Raw genomic sequence first — 23,349 nt, 5'->3', positions numbered from 1 at the left:
TCTTCATATTCTCCTTTTGCTGCAGTTCCTGTATATGTTCCTTGTAGTGTGAATGTATTAAAGAACTTTGATTTATTTTTCTTCACTGATACATTTTTCAATTTTGCTTCCGCCGTTATTTCTGCCGCAATATCTGAAACTGGTTTCGGTGCATGATTTGCTAAATAATCGTCTGATACTAATGGTACGTTATATTTCTCACGATTATCAAATAGCATTTGCATATAATCTTGATATTCTTTATTTAAATTCGCATCTTTACTTAATGTAGAGCGATATGCATCATATGCTGTTACATCATTTTTCCTAATAAGATCATGTATTTTATCAAACATATCATATCTCTTATTGTACATATACGATTGTAAAGCAAAGGAATAATTATAGAAATCCCATGTTCCATACTTTGCATTTAACGTTCGCTCTGCCGTATAACGCTCTGCTGGGTTTGAAGATAATCCTCCTATAATACTCTTTCTCGGTACAACATTATCCGTTCTCGTTGCCCCTGCAAAAAATTCAGCATTCCCTTCTTCAAACCAAGATAATCTTTCATTTTCATATATTTTCCCTTGACCCCATAACCCTGGTACTTCATATCTACCTTGTAAATAATGCGTGAACTCGTGTCGGAATAATTCTTCTAAACTATAAATACTTTCTTCTGGCGTACGCTCATAAGTAAAGAACGTACCTGTTCCTTCTATATAAAGACCACCGTTATTCGTTTCATATCCGTACAATTGACGATTAAACTGATATTCTGCTGGGCTATTATAAATAACCATCGTTAATACATCATCAGGATTTCCTTTTTCTAAAGGTTGATCACTTTCAACCGTACGATGGAATTGTGCCTTCACTTCTTTTGCCGCCCAATATAAACGTTTTACTTTTTCTTCTGTCACTTTATCTCCAGCTTTTAAAACAATTGCCCCATCATCAAACATATACGTTTTTGGCAAATATTTTTTCTTTCCATCTTCTCTTATTTGATCTAAATTCACCACTTTACCATTTGCATCTTTTCCGCCATAATTCGTCGCGATTTGCTCAGCAGCTACGAAATATTGCTCCCCTAAATACGGATAAATTTTCATCGCATCTGTTACAACTTGTAATCCTTTCGTTCCTGTACTATGGAACGAACCGAGCCTACCTGTATAATAAATGCCATTATTAATAAGCCAACCGTTTTTTGCGGTAATCGTTCCCATTAATGCAAAACGACTTAGTTCATTAATATAACTATCTATTTTCTGATACCATACTGTATCTTTCGGTGCTTTCCTCGTATCGTACAAATACGATTGAATGTCGTAATCAACACCTTGCATAATATCGTAAATAGCATTTCCAGCTGAAAGATTATCTACTAATGTAGAGAAATTATCATTATATTGTTTAAAAATCTTTGCAGCCGATGTTATCGTTTCCACATCACTCGAAGCGTTTCCTATTAACTTTCCGTATGATGATACCACTCTATTTTGCTCTAATGTACCCAGCTTGAAATTTGAATTGTTAGCTATCGCTTTTAATGCAGGTAAGCATTTATCATGATAACTCCGTTCATTTAATTTACTAAGTTCCGAATTATAAAATCCTAAATAAAATCCTGAACGTAATACCTCTACTAATGTCTCAATCCCTTTTGAATCATCCTTCGTATAGGCTTGTCCTTGCTGCTTCAATTTATCAATAATTGCCTGCATTCTACTATCATTTTGATAGAATGCTAGACTGTCTGTATTAAACTGAAATAGCCCCGTAATTTGCTCCCAATCAATGGTTATAAGTAAATCTACTAACTGCTGATTGCTTAATTGATTTAATTCAGCAATTGTATAAGTTTTCGCTACAGCTAATTGCTTACTTTCCTTTTTTACCTCAGGCGGTCTTTGTGATAAATCAGCAAATTGTATCCTTTGCTCAAAAGACTTGCTTTCGAGCAATTTCGATGAATGAGCTAATTCTTGTACTGGTAGTTGTACACCGACTGGCTCCATTTTGAGTACATTTCGATAAGAAACTTGCTCTCCCTTAGTATCTTCTGCCAAACTTACCCCTTGAAAACTCCCTAACATTAAACTAGCAAAACTTACCCCTACTAACATTTTTTTTGAATAGCCTTTCATACTCTCCCCTACCTTACATTTTTAGTGTCCCGCTCCATTATTTTACTATTTTTACTTTTTGTCCTGTATTGAGAAAAAATAAGGGAACGTTCACATATGTATCCTTGCTGCGCAAAATTAGCACTTGACTTTATGTGCGTTTTATATCAAAAAAAGATAGATAATAGCAAAATTCCTGCTACATCTATCCTCGTTTTCAACACTATGATTTTAACTTTATAAACGTAACTTCCGGTAATGTTTGCATATACTGAATAAACTCATTCTTTTCTTCTGACGATATATTTTTCAGTTGCATCCCTACCTTATAAACAGTTTCTGTACCTTGCTGTGAAGCCTCCACCTCATATGAAACTATTGGAATGCCTTTCACTTGTAGCGTTTCTACTATTTGTTGTACCACTTCATGTTTATTTATACACATTTGCACCGTTATATTTTGTGGAAATAAAAATTGCACCTTAAAAATACGACTCACAATTTCTAAACCAATTAAAACGAGAATCGTCGCTCCAATCCCTACTACATACATTCCCGCTCCAATTGCTAATCCTATGCCGGCAGTAGCCCATAAACCAGCCGCGGTCGTTAATCCTTTCACCGCCTGCTTTTGAATAATAATTGTGCCTGCACCTAAAAAACCAACTCCACTAACGACTTGTGCTGCAATCCGACTTGGGTCTAGAGACGTATGCTCTTCATACACAATATCTGAAAAGGCATATTTCGAAACAACCATTATTAACGCACTTCCTACCGCTACGAGGAAATGAGTCTTTAATCCAGCTTCTTTCGATCGAATTTCTCTTTCAATACCAATCATTGCTCCTAACAAGCCAGCAACACCGATTCGTATAATAAAATCAAAATCTACACTCACGGGCACTTCCCCCTTTCATTCATTATAGATAGATAAAACAAAAATTATCACAAACATCCATTTATCAACATGAAGGAATACCACTAAAATACACTTAATACTCCGACCATTTTATGTTAATATTTAAAATATTAACATAAAATAAATAACTTCTAATTTTAAATCTTCACTAATTTTCTAAAAAATCAAAGGTGAATTACATGAAATTAGGTTGAGAAACTTAAGAAAACGCTTTCATTTTGTGACATAATTTTTTTATAAATACTACATAAACAAAGGAGCTTACTAACAATGAACGTCTCGTTACTTACACCTACTACTGATTTACAAGAAGAATACTTAGATTTCTATAACGAATGGAAAGATAGCGGTGAAACAATGATCCCGTGGGTTATCTCAAAAAATCCTGCTAACTTCCCAGCTATGGTTCAAGAACTTCTCGATGCGCATAACGGAATAAATATCCCTGAAACTTGGGTACCAGATTCTACATATTGGCTCGTTACAAATAATAATAGAATTGTCGGAGCTGTTAATATACGTCATAGTTTAACTGAACATCTATTTAACGCTGGCGGTCATATCGGTTATGGCATTCGCCCTTCTGAAAGAAGAAAAGGTTATGCTACGAAATTACTAGCATTATCATTAGAAAAAACGAAGGAATTAGACATCACGAAAGTACTTGTCGTTTGCGACGCAGTGAATACCGCTTCTGAAAAAACGATTTTACATAACGGCGGGCTTCGTGATGATGATTTCACTGAGGAAGATGGGAATGTAGTAAGAAGATATTGGATTGAGCTATGAATGATCACAAATAAGCGAGAAAGTGATTATACACTTTCTCGCTTATTTTACACTGCTTCTATTTCAAACTGCACTGTAATACCACTTGGATCTACTACCGTAAACCCATTTGTAGTTTCATTTATTTCATGTTGTTTTTCTATTAATCTTTCTTTCACTGCATCTAACGCTTCTTTATGCGGTAGTACAATTGTATATACCTTTAGTCCAGTTGCATGTACTGGTGGGTGTGGATTATTTACTCCGTTCCACGTATTTGCACCGATATGGTGATGATATCCTCCTGCAGAAATGAATAAGCAGTCATCTTCACGTTGTTGCACTTCAAACCCTACTGTCTCTACATAAAACTCGTGTGATTTTTCTACATCAGCTATTCGTAAATGTACGTGCCCAACGACAGTATTAGCAGGTAATCCATCAGCCTCATAATCAACGAGTGTTGCCAGCTCTTTTAAATCTAGTGGCGTACTTCCTCCTGGTCCTTCTCCCCATTGATCACGCGGACGGTCTGCATAAATTTCAATACCATTCCCCTCTAGATCTTGCAAATAAAACGCTTCGCTATATGTATGATCACTTGCACTATTAAACCTTGAAATTGGTAAAATTTCATTTGAATATGTATAACGCCCTTCTTGCTCATCCGGGCTGTCAATTACATTCTTATTACGAAGAACCCCAAATAGTGCAGAAGCAAAAGCTTCACGAGTCGGAACTAAAAAGGCTACATGATATATACCAGTCGTACGCGGTTCTTGCAGTACCCCTTCCTCTATCTTTTCAAGAACAAGTAATGTATTCTTACTACCTTTTCCTGCTAAATATGCTTTATTCCCCTCTTGCTTAATTACCTCTAATCCTACAACATTCTTATAAAAAGCAATTTGACGCTCTAAATCTTTCACTTTAAATTCAACATGACCAATACGTGTTTTCGGATGAATTCGTACCATGAATAACTTCATCTCCTTATCCCTATATTTTACCATTACATATAACCGTTACTATGAAGGATACAACTAAAATCATCCTATGTAAATAAGAAAAGTCAGAATTTACATACATTTTTATTTTCATAATAAAAAAAGCCTCCTTTTCTAACTTTCAGAAAAGGGGGCTTTTTAACGCTTATCTCATTTTATGTACTTCAGCAACTAGCTTTCCACCCTGAATGCCCATATAAAGCTTCACAGGTGCATCATTCGTATTTTCAAATACTAAATCTAAATATGGATATGCAATTGTAGCATCTCTTCCTTGAGGAACATAACCTACCGTTTTAGAATGTGTAGTTCTCTCCACCATTTTCAGGCCAGCTTGATCTGCTGCATTGTATAAAGTTGAAGATGTTTGGCAAACACCACCACCGTATCCATCTACTAATTTACCATCAACTATTTCTTTCCCTAATTGATATCCTTTGTCTGGTGTTGTATCACCGATTAATGAATTAAAAGAGAAACGGTCTCCTTTTGCTAACACAACTCCATTTATGCTCGCTGCTGACAAACGAATATTCTCAATACGGCCACCTGTTGAACCGCCTAAGTTCGTTTCATATCTACCAATTACCGTACCATTTCCTTGCGCATCACTTAATGTTGCGACTGGTTTTTTCTCCACGATCGGCAACTGATACGTAGCATCCCACATACCCACATTTAACAATTTATCTACTAATTCTTTTTCCATTAATTCATAAGAAGGTTTTCCTTCTTGCCAACTTCCATCAGGTGCTATACGTGAAGGAACCATTTTTTTGTCGACGCTTTTTCCAACCTCACCAACAACCTTTGTTACAGACTTTTTAAATTTCGCTTCATCTTCAAAATAGCCTAAACCAGATAAATCTAATTTTTTCACTTCAGTACCAGTTCGACCATCAACTAAACTAATAGTATCCTGCACTTCTGCTTTAGCCTCTACAGTGTGCCCACCAATATCACTTACCAATGCAACATCACTTACTTTTGTACCACAGCCACTCACTACAGCTACACATAACACCCCAACTAATATACCCTTTACTTTACGGAACAATATACTCTCTCCCTTTCCCCAACATCACTATTATGTATTTATTTCATTTTTATGTATGTTTTGTTACAATCATTTTACAATATGTTTATAAAATGTTACAAGTTATTTTTCACTCTATATAAATTACTCTTTTCTTTTACAAATGTCTATACATATTTACATAAAAATTTGAGTTTGATAGAATTGTAACTTTTATGTAAACTCTCCCTTTTATCCAGTATATACCATTAAGCAAAAGAAATACAAATCAAAAACCCTCAAGCTATTTTTTATAAAGAAAAATCCCTCAACATAAATAGGTATTTGCCGTGCCACCGCTCCGCTTTTGCACATACATTATGGTGAATTCAACCTATTTTAAAGAAATGGAGGATGTTATTATGTATCCCTACAATCCATATGATCCATATAATCAATATGCGTACCAACAACCACAGTATGACTTACAAGCACAATACCAATCTTATATAGATCAAGCAGAGCAAACGAATCCATATGACCAAAATAGACAATTCCAACTTCCAATCTCTTTTCCTGGCACTGGAAATCGTCAATTAGAAAGACGCGTAAATGAGCTTGAACAAAGAGTACGTCAACTAGAAAATACAGTTGAGCGCCATACACGTAGACTAAACCGCTTAAACCAACGTTTACGCACAGTAGAAAACAGACTAAACATTCCATTCGCAGCATTAGAAGACGGATTTTAATCGAGAAAATAAAGTGAAACTTTAATCAGCCTTCACCAATCGGGCTTTTACGGGCAGCCCGCCCGACAAATAGCGGGATAAAAATTATATAAAGGAAGGGGCTCCCCCTTCCTTTATATAAATTGACGAAAGTTTTTTCCATCTCTATACTGATAAGAGTTAATGAAATGAAACAAGGTGATAAATATGGATTTTGAAATAAATTATCTTTCCTTTTATGTTGTACAAGTAGAAGGAAAAGGTGAAGCAGTTGATAAACGCTACAAACATTTTCAAACTTTAGACGCTGAAGAGTATGAAGATAGCTCCTTAAAAGAATTTTTGAATGGTGAGTTATTAAAAATATCGAAGCGAAAAGTAGAACGTCATGCAAAAACCGAACAAGCCCCAACAAAAATTGGTCGCTTTATTGTAGAAGAAGGGCACGAACTTGATTCAAACCCTCATTACAACCTTTTTAATCGTATTCGCTTTGCAGAAACAAAGGAAAACTTTAAAGATATGAGCGAACCTCTCGTTTATACATATCTTGACACAAGCGCTGTACGCGGTGGTGTATTTTTAATTGCTCAGGCAAAACTACGCAAATACTTTGATGATCCATTCGTATTTGTAATGAAATGCGACTTCGAACCAAAGGTGGCTTCTATTTCTGATGAATCAACACTGATTCGTAACGTTGAAATGGCCATCACAACAAAGAATATGAAATCTATCCAATATCCGTACATGCCTGAAGAAGGTATGGTCGAAGTGGGCGAATTAAAAATTCACCAAGCATCACACGCCCGCTACTTTGAAGACTTCTTAAAATTCGTCGAATATGAACGCTCTATGCCTGAAATTATGAAAACACAAGTAATGGACATGGTATACGACCAAATTGAAGATGTATTTGAAGAAGGTACAGAAGAACGCGAACAATTCGACCAAGCGATGGAAGTATGGGCTGCCAGTCCGAAACGCGAAATTATGGAACAATTTTCAACCGAAGAAGTAATGGAAGCTACCGCTCAAATCGTTGAGCATGCTCCTGAAGTGGAATTAAAGCTAAAAGCAGACCATATCTCTGTGAAGGCGTTACTTGCTGATTTCGGGGATCAAATACATATTGCGAAGGTAAATGACCGATATGTACTTATGATTGAAGCAGACACACTTACATTTGAAAAGGGCTTCTCTCCTATTGAGTTTCTGAAGCCAGATGAGCTGCAAGATGTGATTGAGCGGATTGAGAATAAGCAACAGTATTCGTATGATCCGAACGGGATTGAATAAATCCTTCCATATATCTGTTTTTATTGGGCGCTTTTAATAAGCGCTCTTTTATTTTGAGCTTAGTTGATGTTTATATTAAAAAACGATTCTTAATAGAGTCGTTTTTCCTGATTTATAACAAAAATATGCTTATTTTTAAAAATTATTATTGATTCAAGATATCAATTGTCGCAGAATCAAGTAAATTCCTTCCTTGTTGTGCAAGCGTATTTCCATTAGAGTAGTCACTATGTATGTTGGTAAAATGAAAACTTCACTTCACTACCTCAAATTTATTATACTCGTAAAAAGATAATTGAAAACGATATTCCGGATGCTCTCTCACCCAATCGTAGGCTTCTTCTAAAATTTCCATTTTGTTTTGCAAGTCATTAAGTTCACTACATTTGTCCTTTTTCTGTTTGCACAGAGGGCAGAATCCATTTACTATGTCGGCACTTGTCGCCCTAATAGTTTTACTTTTTAAGTCAACTACTAAACGAAGAAGAAGAGAATGCTCAGCTTTTGTAGTCACCGTCATTTCAGCAACCCCATCCTCATTCCAAAAGACACCGTTTAATTCCATCTGTACGGTGACGTCTTTAATATCCAAGTCTATCACTATCACACCTCCCTTGTATAAAACTCATATTTTACTCTTCGATTTTAATCTTTAATACACCACGCTTTAAAGATATATTAAGCTTTTTCCAATTCTTCTTCTTTGCTATGAAAGGAAGTATAATTACTGCTGATAGCGTGGTAAATATTATCCCCAAAACTACAACTGTTACAATATTAAAGATTGCTTCCATTTAACTGTATCCTCTTTCATTTCTATGGGCTCTAATTTTATGAATGTATTTAAAAATTCTTACCGCCCCTTAATTTTCAAAGCAATTATAATGGCCCAATCACAACAAATCAATTCCTATTTAATATGAATACTTTATTCATCCATCAATATAATGATGTTAAATTTATGTAGCTAGAAATAAAGGAGAATGTCATTTAACCTCTACATTCTCCTCCATCTCAGCCAAATACCTAATCTGCCGTTCTGCTTTTCGCACTGCCGTACGAAAATGTTTTTTCAGCAGTTCTACTGTATTTTCACTTATATAATATCTTTCCGTAATACTTTCCCACGTGTCACTACTTTCAAATGTACTCCATTCAAAAGAGCGTTCTGTATTTTTCTTTAGTTCTTTAAACACCCATTTTCGCATCTTTTTTTTCGCTTTTTCCGTTAGTTTCCCGTCCTTTACAAGTTCCAGTTCGCCATGTCTTTTGTACCGTTTATGAATATCTCTCTCGCTATATACTTTAAGAAGTATATTTGCTGTATTCTCAGCATCTGCTAGAGCTCGGTGCTGTTTCCCTTCCCATGTTAAACCGAGCTGTTCTACTGCAAATTGTAAACTTGGCGTATGTTCAAATAATTCTTCATACGCTTGGAAAACAAATTTTTGCAAATCAATTCTATTTTCTTTTTCTATACTTGGGCATTCAACACCATGTAATGCACAATCATGAGATAGAAAGCGATAATCTTCTTTTCCCCATGAAACAAATATACAATCTTCGCCGATGAACTGAATAAATTTCTCTACAATTTGAGGGAATTTTTCTACACCAATTAAATCTTCCTTTGTAATTCCAGTCAATTTTGTCGTATGACGAGTTAATCGTGCACTTGGTTTTACTAACTCCGAAAACTCTTCAATTATCTTCATTGTACCTATTTTTATTTTTACAGCTCCGATATCAACTATTTCTGACGGATCTTCTGATTTATACGGTCTGAAATTCCTCTCAATATCAAACACAATGAAATGTGTAGCGTTTTTCAATTTATTTACCTCTTTCTAAATTCCTTTTCACACAAACACTCTATTTTCAGTATTTATTTATTCATGTACTTTATACAAAAATACTCCGAATAAATAAATGAAAATTCAGTCTCGTTATGATATGTAAGTAGGAGGACATCTATAAAAATGCAAAAAAAAGAAGGGCGAGCCCTTCTTTTTTCAAAAATTACTTCTTGTTTACGTTAGTAGCTTGAGGTCCACGGTTACCTTGTTCTACTTCGAAAGTAACTTCTTGACCTTCTTCTAAAGTTTTGAAGCCTTCGCCTTGGATAGCTGAGAAATGAACGAATACGTCTTCTCCGCCTTCAACTTCGATGAAACCGAAACCTTTTTCTGAGTTAAACCATTTTACTTTACCGTTTTGCATGAAAAAAATCCTCCTACAATGTACCTATATGTACATATTCATTTTCAACCACCTTACAATAATAAGCCAGATATTAAAAAACTGCAACCCCTGAGGAGATTTAACATTGCTATCCTCCTCGGAAGTTACAGCTCATTTAAATCTCTATATTATTAAAAGTAAAATGGTTTAAATACACTATATCATATCAATATAATAAAAGTAAAGTTTTTTTCTTAAATTATTTTTTGTTCCCACTGCATTGCTTTTAATTCGCCTGATCCGGCTACTACATAACCATCTTTTTGATTAACAATGCGCCATCCGTGCCCTTTAACTGAATCACATACTGTAACAATACCTTCGTCAAGAAGCACACGGCACACACTACTAATACCCGCCTTATTTTGTGTTGAAGTTGTATATAAAACATGTTGATCTACACTTAAGTCTAAATAACTACTTGCTTTCTGCTCACTTTGACATGTATGCCAATATATTTTTTCACTCGCAATACTTTCATCTATTTTACAATAAGAAATATTCCCGCTAACTCCCTTGCACGATCCACTTGCCGCTACTAAATAAGAATTGTGTAAAGTCAACGCGGAGATCATTTGATTCATCGCAATTTTAATCCTCTTTAATTTACGTGTCTTCAAATCAAAGAGCCAAACACCACCATATTTAGCATGTATTTTCGTACCAATAAATAAGTAATGCTTATATAAAAATAACGATCGAATAGACGGTGCCGCACTGTCATACTCAAGAAACGGATGAATAGTCTCCCATGTCGAACCGAAATTATTAGAAAGATACAGCGTTTTTTCTCCATGAGCAATGACAGTTCCTTGTACATTGCTACATACATTCCAACTCGTTGCTTTTGTTGGAAAACGCTGAATTGTCCAGTTCTCTCCACCATTCATACTACGAATAAAAATCCCTTCATCACCTACACCATAAACTACATTATCTTCGCTATGTAAATCCCTAATTCGTTTTTGAAAACCATTTAAAATTCGTTTCCATTCTCCGTCTTGTTCAATAAATAAGCCATTATATGTAGTAGCTAACAACAGTTTTCCATCTCTTAACTTTGCAATAGCAGTTGCACTTAACATTGTCTCCACGTTGACACTCCCATTCTTAGAACTTCTCAGCAAATGCAATTGCAAAATTACTGCATTTTTCAACATCCTCTTCATCTTCTGGAGCTAATTCAATTTTCAGCCCTTCTTGTACAAGCTCTGCACCGCGTTCTACAAGACGTTCTTCAAATATCGTTACCGCTTCACAAAATAGTTCATACGCCGTATCACCTGATCCGAATACCGCTACCTTTTTCCCAGCTAAATCTATATTTTCTAAGTCCTCATGAAAATCTTCCGCTTCAAATGGTAATTCACCATCGCCCCACGTATAAGATCCTAAAATGATTCCATCATAAGCTAATAATTCTTCAGCATCCATGCCTTCCATTTCTTGCAATACTACTTCATGATCAAAAGCATCTAAACTAACTTTAATTAAATCAGCAATACTCTCTGTATTTCCTGACATACTTGCATAAGCTATTAAAATTTTTGCCACTTTGGCATCCCCCTCTAACAATAAATGATTCTCATTCTCATTATATTAATAATGAGAATCAATTTCAATTGATTTTTTCTACTTTTATTTACATTACTTATTTCAAATAAAGTGAAACTTTAATGAGTGGGAGTTTTGTTCATCCCCCACTCATTATTAGTTAAACCAATCGGACTTTTACGGGCAGCAGGGCCCTCACCTAACTTCTTTGCTTCCACTGAATTTTGAGGTGGGGGGTCTTACTGCCCGGCAAATAGCGGGATAAATAAAAAAGCACAGATGACTATACAATCATCTGTGCTTTTTTATTACTTTTTAAAAATACCAAAAGGCTTTCCTACTGGTAAAACAACTTTTCCAAAGTGTGTATTTAACACTGCTGCTGCTGAACCGTAGAAAGATAATAATGAAATAAGAAGTTCAGAATATGCTGCTAAATTATGCATTGCGTGCGGCATAACACCTAAAGTACTTAATGAAAGACCAATAAATAAGAAATCAATAAGGACAAAGATCATAAATAATACTTTATGTGTTTCCATTGCACCAATCGTCATAAAGATTGTGAAAATCAAATATCCGATAAAGGCTACACCAAGCTGTTTTGAATCTGCAGCTTGTGCTAATTTTTCGCCAAATACTCCAAGTTGAATTAACCAAGTCATTCCAACACCTAACCAAAATAGGCCGTACGCACCAAATGCTGTCGTACCGAATGTATTGTTATGCTTTGCATCGTGAATGCAAGCAAAGATTTGTGCAAATCCTCCTAAAAAGATTGCCCATGGTAATACAAGTGAAACTCCATCTGTTAAGCCTAACTTTTGAGATGATGCTACAAGTGTTACCATTGCTAATCCAAATAGACCAATTCCAGATGGATCCGCTGTTGTCATTTTCACATGATGTGTAGTAGTTTGATTGCTCATATAAACCTCCTGATTATAAACATACTCGAATACAATACTTAAATCAGAAGCCTATGTCAATGGTTTTTTTTGTATGTTGTCAGACGTTATATTTTATAATGATTAAATATATTTCCGACCACTTCATAAGGTTTTATATTCACTTTTTCCAACTCGTTTATCGGTAGCCATAACGGAATATAACTTCCTCTACCTTCCCGCTGAAATTCCTCAGCTGTTCCACTTCCGAACACTCCGCCTGTAATATAGGCACCATAATAATATTCATTTCCTTTATATTTTACCTTTGCAATAAGGTGCTCCACTTTTATATGTAGCCCTAATTCTTCATATACCTCTCTTTTCGTTGCCTCTTCAGGCGTTTCACCTTCCTCAACCCCTCCGCCAGGAAAAACATAATATGTTTCCTCTTCTCGAATACGTTTTATAAGAGCAATTTTCCCTTCCTGTACAATGATAGCCGCCCCGCGATTTCTTATCATTTTATTTCCTCAATACGAATCGCGACTGTTCCCCACTCTTTTTCTTGTTCTTTCGTATATATTTTGTATGTACTTTCTAACATTTCCTCTAAACTATCATTCTCACAATCCAATAATTTTTTATCAATTTGTTCATACATAGATTTAAAGCTCTCGTATCGCTTTATTTCCGTTACTTTTACCGTCATCATTTCTGTCGTCGTAAGATTCGTAAATACGATTTCATCGCCTTTGTTTATTAGTTGACGTTTTTTATCGTATAGGCGTACTTCATATACTTTTTTTCCTGATTGAATTGACTGAAACGGTTTATTATATAAACCCATTTCGTATCGCATACATCCCACTCCCTTTTTTTCATTTCACCTATTAATACAGTTCACATTACTACATCTTGCATATAATATTCCATACGTATCGCTTAATTGAGAAAGGAGGCTGAAGAAGCATGTTATATTTAAATCAAAAACCTGAATATAATAAATATGATATTGGTGATTATACTTATAGTAAAGTAGGGCCAACCATTTTTTCTTGGAACGATGAAACAAAATTAAAAATAGGTAAGTTTTGTTCATTAGCAGAAGAAGTCGTTTTCATACTCGGCGGTGAACATCGCGCAGACTGGATAACAACTTATCCATTTAATGCACTTTTTGATGAAGGAGCACATATTACTGGTCACCCTTCTTCAAAAGGTGATATCGTAGTCGGCAATGATGTATGGATTGGTTATCAATCCTGCATTTTATCTGGTGTTACAATTGGTAACGGGGCCATTATCGGCGCCAGAAGCGTTGTTACAAAAGACGTACCCCCGTATGCAATTGTAGCTGGTAATCCTGCAAAATTTGTTCGATATCGTTTCCCACAAGAAACGATTGACAAACTAGAGAATCTCGCATGGTGGGACTGGGACATTTCTGTTATAAAAGGAGCCATTCCATTACTACTCTCCGACAAAACCGACGAATTTTTCACCTCACCCGAAAATGAATCTATATGATTAAAACAGAAAGAGCATCCAATTATTTTTCAGGATGCTCTTTCTGTTTTTATTTTTTATGTCCATGCAAATGATTACACGGAGAACATTGAAATGGAATTTTATCTAAGCAATTAAAGTTTGTTTCACAAATTTGTTCAATCGTTGGAACAAATGGAATGACAACTATGTTACTTTCTACTATTTGTGTAACAGGTGGCAATACTGTGCCTACTTGATGTTCAAAACGAATACTCGCTTGATTTATATAATTTCCTGAGCCATTTGGCGCGCTCTGTACTGCTACTTGGAACGAAACTGTCCTTGCTTCACCAGGATTTAAAATTCCGATAAGAAACCCTACTGCCGGGCTTACATTCGGCACTGGCCTATTATCAACCGTTACACTTCCAGGAACAAATCGAACACTACTATCTAACATATCTTGAAAACGAATATTTTGCATTACAGTATCACCCGTATTTGTGATGACTGTCGTAAACGTAATGACATCTCCGATTGTTGCTGCCTGTAAATCTGCCGTTTTTACGACTGTCGTTGAGACATTTTGAGGAATAAACGGGATAACAACTGTATTACTATCACCTTCAACTACTACTGGCGGCTCATTCGGATTTACAGTTGCGAGCCCATTCGCTGTAGCGGTATTTGTAACTAAATTATTTACTTGCCCTCCTGTTATTACAACTTGGAAATTAATAATTGCTGCATCATTTGGCTGAAAATCACCTAACGGAATACCAGTATTCGGATTAGCAAATGGAAGAGGTACATCATTTACCGTTACCGTACCATTTATAAATAGCGTATTCGGATCAATGATATCTGTTAACACAATATTGGTCACAGGAACTGTACTATCATTTATAACAGCGATTCCGTAAGTGACAACATCCCCTATCATTGCTACTTCAAAGTTTGCTCCTTTTGCAACAAATAAGATTGCAGTATTTACCGTTACAATAACTGTATTGCTCGTGTCCATCACTGTAACTGGCGGCTCTCCTGGTACTAAAATATATTCTGCTAACGCTCCAGCAACGTTTACTACTGTTCCACCATCCGGAAAACTTGTAATCGTAGCTTCATATGTTACAAGTGCCGTCTCACCAACTGGTATATCAGGTATCGTAAATCCAATCTGCGGATTTAACCCCGGTTGCGGAACCCCATTTATCGTTACACTATTTGGAATGAAATCAGCTTCCTGAGATAGCACATCGATAAATTGAACATTCATTGCATCAGCAGTACCAGTATTTAATATACGAACAGTATACGTTACCGTTTCTCCTACACCAACAACTGAATGGTCTACTTCTTTTAACATATCTAAGCTGCCTCTATTTACCGGCGTAACCGTCGTATTACTTGAATTTGTAATTGTAGACGGAGGTTCTCCTGGAATCAATTCGAAATCTCCCGTTACTCTTGCTGTATTCATAATGCTACTAGAAGGCGGAACTGCGATTACATTTACTTCAAATGTAATTAATACACTATCCCCTACTGCAAGATCAGGCAATGCAAAGCCTACAAATGGATCTAAACCTACTTGCGGAACCCCATTTATTTGTACACTTCCAGGAACGAATTCTAAACTAGGTGATGGAACATCGATAAACTGAACATTCGTTGCTGTTACCGTTCCCGTATTTGTAACTTGCACACTATACGTTAACGTATCTCCTAATCGTGTCGCTTCTTTATTTATAGATTTTATAACGCTGAATCGTCCTCTATTCACTCTAGTTATCGTCGTATTACTCGGCTCTGTTACTACAACTGGTAGTTCTCCTGGCACTAAAGTAAAGCTTCCTGTTATATTTGCAACGTTCGTAATTGTTCCTGATGACGGGATGTTTGTAACTGTCGCTTGAAACGTCACTATAACTGTTTCACCTACCGGTATATCTCCAACTCCAAATCCAGTAATTGGATTTAAGTTTGGTTGCGAGGCTCCATTTATCGTTACACTATTTGGTACAAATGACGCCCCTGCTGAAATGGTATCAACAAACTGAACAGCATTAGCTGTTACTGTTCCTGTATTCGTTATTTGAACCGTATACGTTAATATATCTCCAACGAGAGTAGCAACCCTATTTACTTGTTTAATAACATTAAATTGCCCTCTATTTACAGTTGTAAGTGTTGTATTGCTCGGCTCTGTTACTATAACTGGTGGTTCTCCTGGTACTAATACAAAACTTCCAGTTACATTTGCCGTATTGGCAATTGTTCCGTTTGATGGCGCACTAACAACGGTTACTTGGAAGGTGACTTCTACACTTTCACCTGGATTTATATCTGGAAGCGGGAATCCGTTATTCGGATTGAATCCAGGTTGTAACACACCATCTATCGTTACACTGTTCGGCACGAATGCTATAGAGGAAGGTAATACATCACTATATTGAACATTCGTTGCTGGCACTGTTCCTGTATTTTGAACTACTGTTGTATATGTGATTGTATCGCCTACTGCAACAACCGGCTGACTCACTGATTTTAAAACATTCAAACCAGGCTCATTGATTTCTGTTAATGTCGTATTACTTGTCGTTGTTTCCGTAATAGGCGGTTCTGTTTCACTTACAGCAAATGTAGCTGTAACGTCTACAAAATTAACAATCGTTCCACCTTCTGGTATGCTTGTAACCACTTCCTGATATGTGACAAGTACAAAATCATCGACAGGTATATCTGGAACTGTAAAACCAATGAAAGGATCTAATCCTGGTGCTGGTACCCCGTTTATGCTCACACTTCCTGGTACAAATGCTACACCCGCGGAAGTAGTATCGATAAATTGAACATTCGTCGCTGGCACTGTTCCGAAATTAAAAATCAATACATCATACGTTAATATTTCTCCTACCGTCGCTACTTCTTTATCTACTAGTTTCAATGGAAAAATAAACGCTATATTAATTGTCGTAACGACTAAATTTGTTAATATCGTTTCCGTAATCGGTGGTTCCTGCGGATTTGGTTGTGAAGTAAATGTAACATCTGCATCATTTAATATGACTTCATTATCTGGAATTTCTGTAATCGTCACTTGGAATGTGATCTCAATACTTCCACCAGCGATTAATAATGGAGTAACTGTAAATCCTATTTCTGGATTTAAACCAAGTTGCTGCACTCCACCTATCGTTACACTATTGTCAACAAACGTCGTTCCTTCTGGTATGACATCTTGGAAGAACACATCTGTAACAGGGATAATTCCTACGTTTGAAATGAGCACAGTATACGTTAATACATCCCCAACGGCCCCAGTTGCAACATCAACTGTTTTTGTTGCAGTTACTTCACCAGGAGGAGGTAACGGTATTGTAACTACCGTTGTATTACTTGAATTCGTTGTTGTTACAGGTGGCTGTAAAGGATTTAATAAGAAAGTGGCTGTAGCAGATGCTGTATTTAATACTGCTCCACGTGTAGACGGTGCAACTACCGTAACTTGGAACGTTACTGTCAATGATGTTCCAGCTGCAATATTAGGAAGCGGGAAACCAACATTTGGGTCAAATCCAGGTTGTGGCGTTCCATTTATCGTTACACTATTTGCTACAAAAGTTGTTTCTAAAGCAATTGGATCAAGGAAAGAGACATTCGTTGCTGTTACTGTACCGTTATTTCGAATGACAACAGAATACGTGTAAGTTTCTCCAAGTGCTGCTTGTTGTACAGATGAAGATTTTTGTATATTTAACTGTGCTGTGTTTACTTGCGTCACTACAAAATTACTATTTGTAACAGTCGTTATTGGAGGGTTTGCTGGATTTATAAGAAAACTTGCAGTAACGTTCGATTGGTTTCTTATATTTCCACCGCTCGGAACACTCGTCACTGTAACTTGAAACGTAATCGTAGCCGTTTGCCCGACCGGAATATTTGGTACCGGGAAACCTAGCATAGGATCCGCGCCTTGCTGTACGACTCCATTTATCGTCACACTATTTGCTACAAAGGCAGTACCAGACGGAATTGGATCTTGAAAAACAATATTCGTTGCAGGAACAGTTCCTGTATTTTGAATAAGAATCGTATACGTTAACGTATCTCCTACACCGGCTTGTAGTGTATTTACACTCTTCATTACATTAAGTGATCCTACATTCACTCGCGTCACAACAATATTACTAATCGTTACAATTGTAATTGGTGGCTGGAGAGGACTTACTTGGAAATCAGCAGTGACATTCGCATTATTCGGAAGAACTCTATTTGGTGGTACACTCGTGATTGTCACTTGAAAAGTGACCGTCACCATTCCTCCTACTGGAATATTAGCAAGTGGAAATCCAGTAGGAGGGTTTAAACCTGGTTGAGGTGTCCCGTTTATTGTTACACTATTCGCTACAAAAGTGGTTCCAACTGGAATCGGATCAAGGAATGATACATTTGTCGCTGTCACCGTTCCACTATTTTGTATACGAACTGTATACGTTAACGTATCTCCTACACCGGCTTCAGTAGCACTTACACTTTTCATTACATTTAACCCTGAAGAATTCACGATCGTCATAACAGTATTACTTGGTACTGTTACAGTAATCGGCGGCTCTGTTGGATTTACAAGGAAATCTCCAGTTACATTCGCATTATTTACAACATTATTTCCTTGGGGAATTTCATCAATTAATACTTCAAATGTAACAATAACACTGGCGCCAGTAGGCAAATTATTTAATGGGAATCCAAGTTCTGGATCTGCCCCTTCTTGTAAAACACCATTCACAACTACACTATTTTCAATAAATAATGTCCCTTGGGGAATTGAATCTTGGAAAAATACATTCGTAGCTGGTACACTACCTGCATTTATGACTTCTATTGTATATACTAAAATATCCCCTACTGTTGCAACATCCGTATTGACTGCTTTCACAACTTCAAAGTTTCCTGATTGTACTGTCGTATTCACAACATTACTCGGTACATTGATTGTTACTGGTGGTTCATTCGGATTCACTTGAAAGCTTGCTGTTACATTTGCTTGATTTAAAATATCTTCATTTTCTGGATTCTGTACAATTACTACGTCAAATGTGACTACAACCGTTTGAGCCGCAGGAATATTCGGAAGAGAGAATCCTGTATTCGGATTTAGTCCACTTTGCTGTACTCCATTAATTGTTACAGAATTTGCAACAAATGAAACAGCAGAAGAAATAGGGTCTTGGAAAAATACATTTGTTAACGGAACATTCCCTGTATTTTGGACGGCAATTGTGTACGTTAAAGTATCCCCTACCGCCGCTTGCGTTGTATTTACTTCTTTTATTACATTTAAACCGCCTGTATTAACTTGTGTCACAACTGTATTCGTTTGTCTATTAATTGTTATCGGTGGCTGATTCGGAATAACGACGAAATTAGCAGATACATTTCCGCGATTCGCAATCGTACCTCCCGATGGTGTAGATGTTACTCGTACTTGAAATGTAACAGTCCTACTTCCGCCAGGAGATATATTAGCTACTGTAAACCCAGTCGCTGGATTTACCCCAGGTTGTGAAACCCCATCCACAGTCACACTATTTGCGATAAATGTCGTTCCAATTGGGATCGGATCTTGAAAAATAACGTTCGTTGCAAGTACATTTCCTGTATTTTGAATTGTTACTGTGTACGTAAGAACGTCGTTAACCGTTGCAAAAGCTTTATCCACTGTTTTTCTCGTTGTTATATCAGCTATATTAATTGTCGTAACTACAGTATTACTTGTCGCTTGCCCTGAAACTGGTTGTTGACCAGGCACTGGAGTAAAGTTAAATGTTACACTCGCACGGTTTGGAATTGGATTGACAAGAGGGTTCGATGTTACTCGAACTTGAAAGCGCACTACAGTCGTTTGCGATGCATTAATACTTCCAAGATTAATACTACTTGCTGGATTCGCTCCTGGACGCGCTACTCCATTTACCGTAACGCTATTTGCGACAAATGTTGTTCCAGCAGGGATACTATCAACAAAAATAACATTGTTCGCAGTGACGTTTCCATTATTTGTGACATTAACTGTGTACGTTAATACATCATTAAGTGTTGCCGTCTGTAAATCTACAGATTTTTGCATACTAATAGTTGCTTGGTTCACTGTCGTTTGTACTGTGTTTGAAGAAGACGTACTTGTAATAGGAGGACTACCAACGAAGGGACGGAATTGATATGACACCATTGCACGATTTAAAATAGGATTGGGATTCGGGAATGATGTTATTCGAACTTGAAATGTAACAATTCTTTGCGTGTTATTTGGGATTGTACCTAAATTAATTCCATTAGCAGGGTTTGCATTCGGCTGTGTTACTCCCCCTACCGTAACACTACCTGCAACAAACGTCGTTCCGTTCGGAATACTATCACGTAATACAACGTTTTCTGCACTTCCTGTTCCTGTATTTGGGACCGTAATTGTATAAGTGAGAGTATCCCCTACCCCCGCGACTGTTCTATTAACTGATTTAACAGGATTAATAATTGGACCTGTTGCATCAATTTGAACACCAAAACCAGCTGCTGCGTATCCATCTCCATTTGTAACAAATCGAACCGTTGCTGATGTTTGACTGTTTACTAAAGATGAGGAGGCATCTACATTCGTAATATCCCACCCTTGTCTTCGGACGGCCAAAGCTACCCCTAACGGCTGATTCAAATCTCCAAACGTGCCGCTCGTATCTAAATTTCCACTATCATTACAAATTTGTGACTGAAAGAAATTATTCGCAGGATTTCTCGGTCCGAATAATGCAACTGTAGCATTTGCATTCGGCCCAAAGCGAAGTTGATCTCCAACAATGTTAGAATCACCTTCTTGAGCAGTTACGAGCACTCTTCCTGTAACAGCTCCTGTTGCCGGCGTAGCAAAACCTGAAATTGTAGCATCAACTGGCGGGGATGAAGCATCGATAATTTCTTGACCTGCATATACTGACAAATTTCGAAGTGGTAAACTTGCATTTTGATACACAACCTCAAGCGTCCATCCAGCTGAACGACTGATTGTTGGGTCGGCTGAAGTTCTTGCAGCTGGCACAGCACCCGTTGTATATGTGCCTGCTCCACCTGCACTAACAAGATTTGTTACATTGGCAGAGCGAGCATAATAAAACTGATTTCCTACTGAACCTTGCTGCGCGGTAGCAGGATCTGGCGTAACAGAAAACGTCCCTGCTGGCGTTGTAAATGTAATGTTATCATTTAAAAATGGTAACACATCTTCCGTATCAGTCCGGAAAGTACCAGCCCAAACTAATTCTGCATATAACACACTGCTCCCCGCTGGAAGATTTAAAATTGCACTTGAAGAATTCAATTGCCACTCATCTGTTGTCCCTGCTGGGAATCCTGGTACTTGCAACGCTGTATTTACTGTCGTAAACACAGCAAGTGTACCAAAAATATTACCTGGTGCAGGTGATGTAGGGCTAAGTCCCAGCGTATTCCCAGTAAACGTGACGGCACCAGGTACTGTTGTCGTAAACCTATTTATAAAAGGCACACAATCATCTCATTTCAATTGTAGTAAAAAGTGCTCTATACTATAAAATGTAGACAAACTATACAATGTACGTTGTCCAACAAAATTCCGCACATATGAGAGGGGTTTATAAAACTATGCGCTACGTTATCATAACAGGAACTTCACAAGGTTTAGGTGAGGCAATCGCTACGCAATTATTAGAAAAAAATACAACTGTCATCTCTATTTCTAGAAGAGAAAATAAAGAGCTTACAAAACTTGCAGAGCAATATAACAGCAATTGCATTTTTCATTCCCTAGATCTTCAAGATGTACATAACTTAGAAATTAACTTTAAAGAGATCATTTCATCTATTAAAAAAGACAATGTATCCTCTATTCATTTAATTAATAATGCGGGTACAGTTGCACCTATGAAGCCAATTGAAAAAGCTGAAAGCGAACAATTCATTACGAACGTTCACATTAATTTACTTGCACCTATGATTCTTACATCTATATTTATGAAACATACGAAAGACTGGAAAGTAGATAAACGCGTTATTAACATTTCATCTGGTGCAGGAAAAAACCCTTACTTTGGCTGGGGCGCTTATTGTACAACGAAAGCTGGTGTAAATATGTTTACACAGTGCGTAGCAACTGAAGAAGTAGAAAAAGAATATCCAGTAAAAATCGTCGCTTTTGCACCTGGTGTTGTTGATACAAATATGCAATCACAAATTCGTGAAACAAATAAAGAAGATTTCATAAATTTGGATCGCTTCATTGCATTAAAAGAAGAAGGAAAACTATTATCACCTGAATATGTTGCGAAAGCTATTCGTAACTTACTAGAAACTGAGGACTTCCCTCAAGGCGAGATTATTAGAATTGATGAATAACAAAAAGGTGTGCTAAAATTGCACACCTTTTTGTTTTACTTCTCTAAAAATATAAGCACAGACTCCGCAATTTGCTCATAACCGATTTCTTGATAAATTTTATTAGATGTTGGATTCGCTAGATCAGTATATAACGTAGTCGTCTTGTACCCTTCATCTAACATACGTTGACTAAGTGCCGCTACACAATTAGATGCGTATCCCTTTTTCCTTGCTTCTTTCGGCGTGTATACGAAATTAACTGTTATATTATTTTTCGTTGGTCTCGTTTTTGCAGCTACAGAAACAAGTTTCCTATCTACTTCCAAACCAAACAGTCGATTTGTAGTTATTAATGTATGCGCAGTTTGTTTTGCTTCTTCTTTCGTAGTAGGAAGCTTTACGTCTTCACAAAATTGATATATCCACTGTTCTATTAATGGTAATTCATCATTATTTACCGCCCGGAAAAGTCCGTTCGCATTACACTTCTTCTTTACTCTGTTCAGCTCATACACACCTTGCTCCATTGCAACATTCATTTTCTTATTTTCTAATACCGCAATCTCTTCCGCTAATTTCTGTACAATTTTCTTATTACCGATCAATCCAGGAATATCCGGATATACTTTCGTTAACTCTTTTGCAAGTTCCTCAATAGCTACTCCCGAAATTTCAGAAGTTGCAACAATGATTTGTTTCTTCTCTTCTGTTTGCAGAAATACAACCGCAATGTCTTCTCCTTGTTTCGCTATCCCCATAAATATCGGTTCTTGAACCATTTGTAATACACCTAATATGAGATTGTTTTCCTGCTCATTCTTTTCTAGAAATGGTGTAACATCTTCTTTAAAATGAAAAATCTCTTCATATACATGTAATTGAATCATCGACAATCTCTTCTCTCTATT

General features: G+C 36.7%; 20 protein-coding genes. 5 read left to right on the top strand and 15 right to left on the bottom strand.

Going from position 1 to position 23,349, the window contains the following annotated elements; genetic code table 11:
- Together colA and MR167_RS15465 are read right to left on the bottom strand one after the other, a co-directional pair.
- A partial coding sequence (colA, locus tag MR167_RS15470; protein WP_242314955.1) for a collagenase ColA occupies nt 1-2,138 on the bottom strand: 2,138 nt, incomplete at its 3' end.
- Between the two features lie 202 nt (nt 2,139-2,340).
- Entirely contained in the window at nt 2,341-3,018 is a 678-nt protein-coding gene (locus MR167_RS15465; RefSeq protein ID WP_242314953.1) for an MgtC/SapB family protein, read from the bottom strand.
- Nucleotides 3,019-3,309: 291 nt separating this feature from the next.
- Here MR167_RS15465 and MR167_RS15460 point away from each other — a divergent pair, with 291 nt between their 5' ends.
- Nucleotides 3,310-3,828: a GNAT family N-acetyltransferase gene (locus MR167_RS15460; protein ID WP_001103122.1), complete on the top strand. Its 519-nt coding sequence runs from the start codon at nt 3,310-3,312 to the stop codon at nt 3,826-3,828.
- Between the two features lie 47 nt (nt 3,829-3,875).
- Here MR167_RS15460 and MR167_RS15455 read toward each other — a convergent pair whose 3' ends face one another.
- Complete coding sequence (locus MR167_RS15455; protein WP_086390854.1) at nt 3,876-4,784, bottom strand: VOC family protein; 909 nt, start codon at nt 4,782-4,784, stop codon at nt 3,876-3,878.
- Nucleotides 4,785-4,959: 175 nt separating this feature from the next.
- Nucleotides 4,960-5,871, bottom strand: a complete 912-nt coding sequence (locus tag MR167_RS15450; RefSeq protein ID WP_000488994.1) for a VanW family protein — start codon at nt 5,869-5,871, stop codon at nt 4,960-4,962.
- A 380-nt stretch (nt 5,872-6,251) separates the two neighbouring features.
- Here MR167_RS15450 and MR167_RS15445 point away from each other — a divergent pair, with 380 nt between their 5' ends.
- Both MR167_RS15445 and MR167_RS15440 read left to right on the top strand, forming a co-directional pair.
- The gene (locus tag MR167_RS15445) at nt 6,252-6,581 is read left to right on the top strand and encodes a hypothetical protein (RefSeq protein ID WP_000283711.1); all 330 of its coding nucleotides are present in this window, start codon (nt 6,252-6,254) and stop codon (nt 6,579-6,581) included.
- A gap of 186 nt (nt 6,582-6,767) precedes the next feature.
- Nucleotides 6,768-7,859 (top strand): DUF3900 domain-containing protein, encoded by a 1,092-nt coding sequence (locus MR167_RS15440; RefSeq protein ID WP_000345047.1) that lies wholly within the window; start codon nt 6,768-6,770, stop codon nt 7,857-7,859.
- Nucleotides 7,860-8,112: 253 nt separating this feature from the next.
- Here the strand turns inward: MR167_RS15440 and MR167_RS15435 are convergent, their stop codons facing one another.
- The 9 genes from MR167_RS15435 to MR167_RS15395 all read right to left on the bottom strand — a co-directional run bounded on the left by MR167_RS15435 (nt 8,113) and on the right by MR167_RS15395 (nt 13,403).
- Nucleotides 8,113-8,460, bottom strand: coding sequence for a hypothetical protein (locus MR167_RS15435; RefSeq protein ID WP_000566111.1), 348 nt, complete (start codon nt 8,458-8,460; stop codon nt 8,113-8,115).
- Nucleotides 8,461-8,491: 31 nt separating this feature from the next.
- Entirely contained in the window at nt 8,492-8,653 is a 162-nt protein-coding gene (locus MR167_RS15430; RefSeq protein WP_000387294.1) for a hypothetical protein, read from the bottom strand.
- Nucleotides 8,654-8,845: 192 nt separating this feature from the next.
- Entirely contained in the window at nt 8,846-9,691 is an 846-nt protein-coding gene (locus MR167_RS15425; RefSeq protein WP_000786425.1) for an exonuclease, read from the bottom strand.
- A gap of 187 nt (nt 9,692-9,878) precedes the next feature.
- A complete protein-coding gene (gene cspB, locus MR167_RS15420) occupies nt 9,879-10,079 on the bottom strand; it encodes a cold shock-like protein CspB (protein ID WP_001179150.1) in 201 nt (66 codons plus the stop codon).
- Between the two features lie 215 nt (nt 10,080-10,294).
- Complete coding sequence (locus tag MR167_RS15415) at nt 10,295-11,194, bottom strand: WD40/YVTN/BNR-like repeat-containing protein (protein WP_242314952.1); 900 nt, start codon at nt 11,192-11,194, stop codon at nt 10,295-10,297.
- 16 nt (nt 11,195-11,210) lie between these two features.
- The gene (locus MR167_RS15410) at nt 11,211-11,654 is read right to left on the bottom strand and encodes a flavodoxin (protein WP_001062758.1); all 444 of its coding nucleotides are present in this window, start codon (nt 11,652-11,654) and stop codon (nt 11,211-11,213) included.
- A gap of 308 nt (nt 11,655-11,962) precedes the next feature.
- Complete coding sequence (locus MR167_RS15405) at nt 11,963-12,583, bottom strand: acetate uptake transporter (protein ID WP_000070938.1); 621 nt, start codon at nt 12,581-12,583, stop codon at nt 11,963-11,965.
- Between the two features lie 86 nt (nt 12,584-12,669).
- Nucleotides 12,670-13,065: an NUDIX hydrolase gene (locus MR167_RS15400; protein WP_000620834.1), complete on the bottom strand. Its 396-nt coding sequence runs from the start codon at nt 13,063-13,065 to the stop codon at nt 12,670-12,672.
- Nucleotides 13,062-13,403, bottom strand: coding sequence for an ASCH domain-containing protein (locus MR167_RS15395; protein WP_001268365.1), 342 nt, complete (start codon nt 13,401-13,403; stop codon nt 13,062-13,064). Before MR167_RS15395 ends, MR167_RS15400 begins: the two co-directional genes overlap by 4 nt.
- A 110-nt stretch (nt 13,404-13,513) precedes the next feature.
- On the opposite strand from MR167_RS15395, the gene MR167_RS15390 reads away from it, so the two are divergent.
- A complete protein-coding gene (locus MR167_RS15390; RefSeq protein ID WP_000966310.1) occupies nt 13,514-14,071 on the top strand; it encodes a CatB-related O-acetyltransferase in 558 nt (185 codons plus the stop codon).
- 49 nt (nt 14,072-14,120) lie between these two features.
- On the opposite strand, the gene MR167_RS15385 is transcribed toward MR167_RS15390, so the two are convergent.
- Nucleotides 14,121-21,593 carry a DUF7507 domain-containing protein gene (locus MR167_RS15385; protein ID WP_242314950.1) on the bottom strand — a complete coding sequence of 2,491 codons (7,473 nt, stop codon included), beginning with the start codon at nt 21,591-21,593 and terminating at the stop codon, nt 14,121-14,123.
- 116 nt (nt 21,594-21,709) lie between these two features.
- Here MR167_RS15385 and MR167_RS15380 point away from each other — a divergent pair, with 116 nt between their 5' ends.
- On the top strand, nt 21,710-22,459 hold the full coding sequence (locus tag MR167_RS15380) for a (S)-benzoin forming benzil reductase (RefSeq protein ID WP_001271054.1): 750 nt from the start codon (nt 21,710-21,712) through the stop codon (nt 22,457-22,459).
- Between the two features lie 35 nt (nt 22,460-22,494).
- Here the strand turns inward: MR167_RS15380 and MR167_RS15375 are convergent, their stop codons facing one another.
- Nucleotides 22,495-23,328: a GNAT family N-acetyltransferase gene (locus tag MR167_RS15375; RefSeq protein ID WP_242314948.1), complete on the bottom strand. Its 834-nt coding sequence runs from the start codon at nt 23,326-23,328 to the stop codon at nt 22,495-22,497.
- Between the last annotated feature and the right edge of the window lie 21 nt (nt 23,329-23,349).

The organism is Bacillus cereus group sp. BfR-BA-01355 (genome assembly GCF_022663675.1).
In the GTDB taxonomy this organism is placed as follows: Bacteria; Bacillota; Bacilli; order Bacillales; family Bacillaceae_G; genus Bacillus_A; species Bacillus_A thuringiensis_S.
The sequence above is the reverse complement of the archived record's forward strand: the minus strand, read 5'-3'. Positions and strand labels throughout refer to the sequence as shown.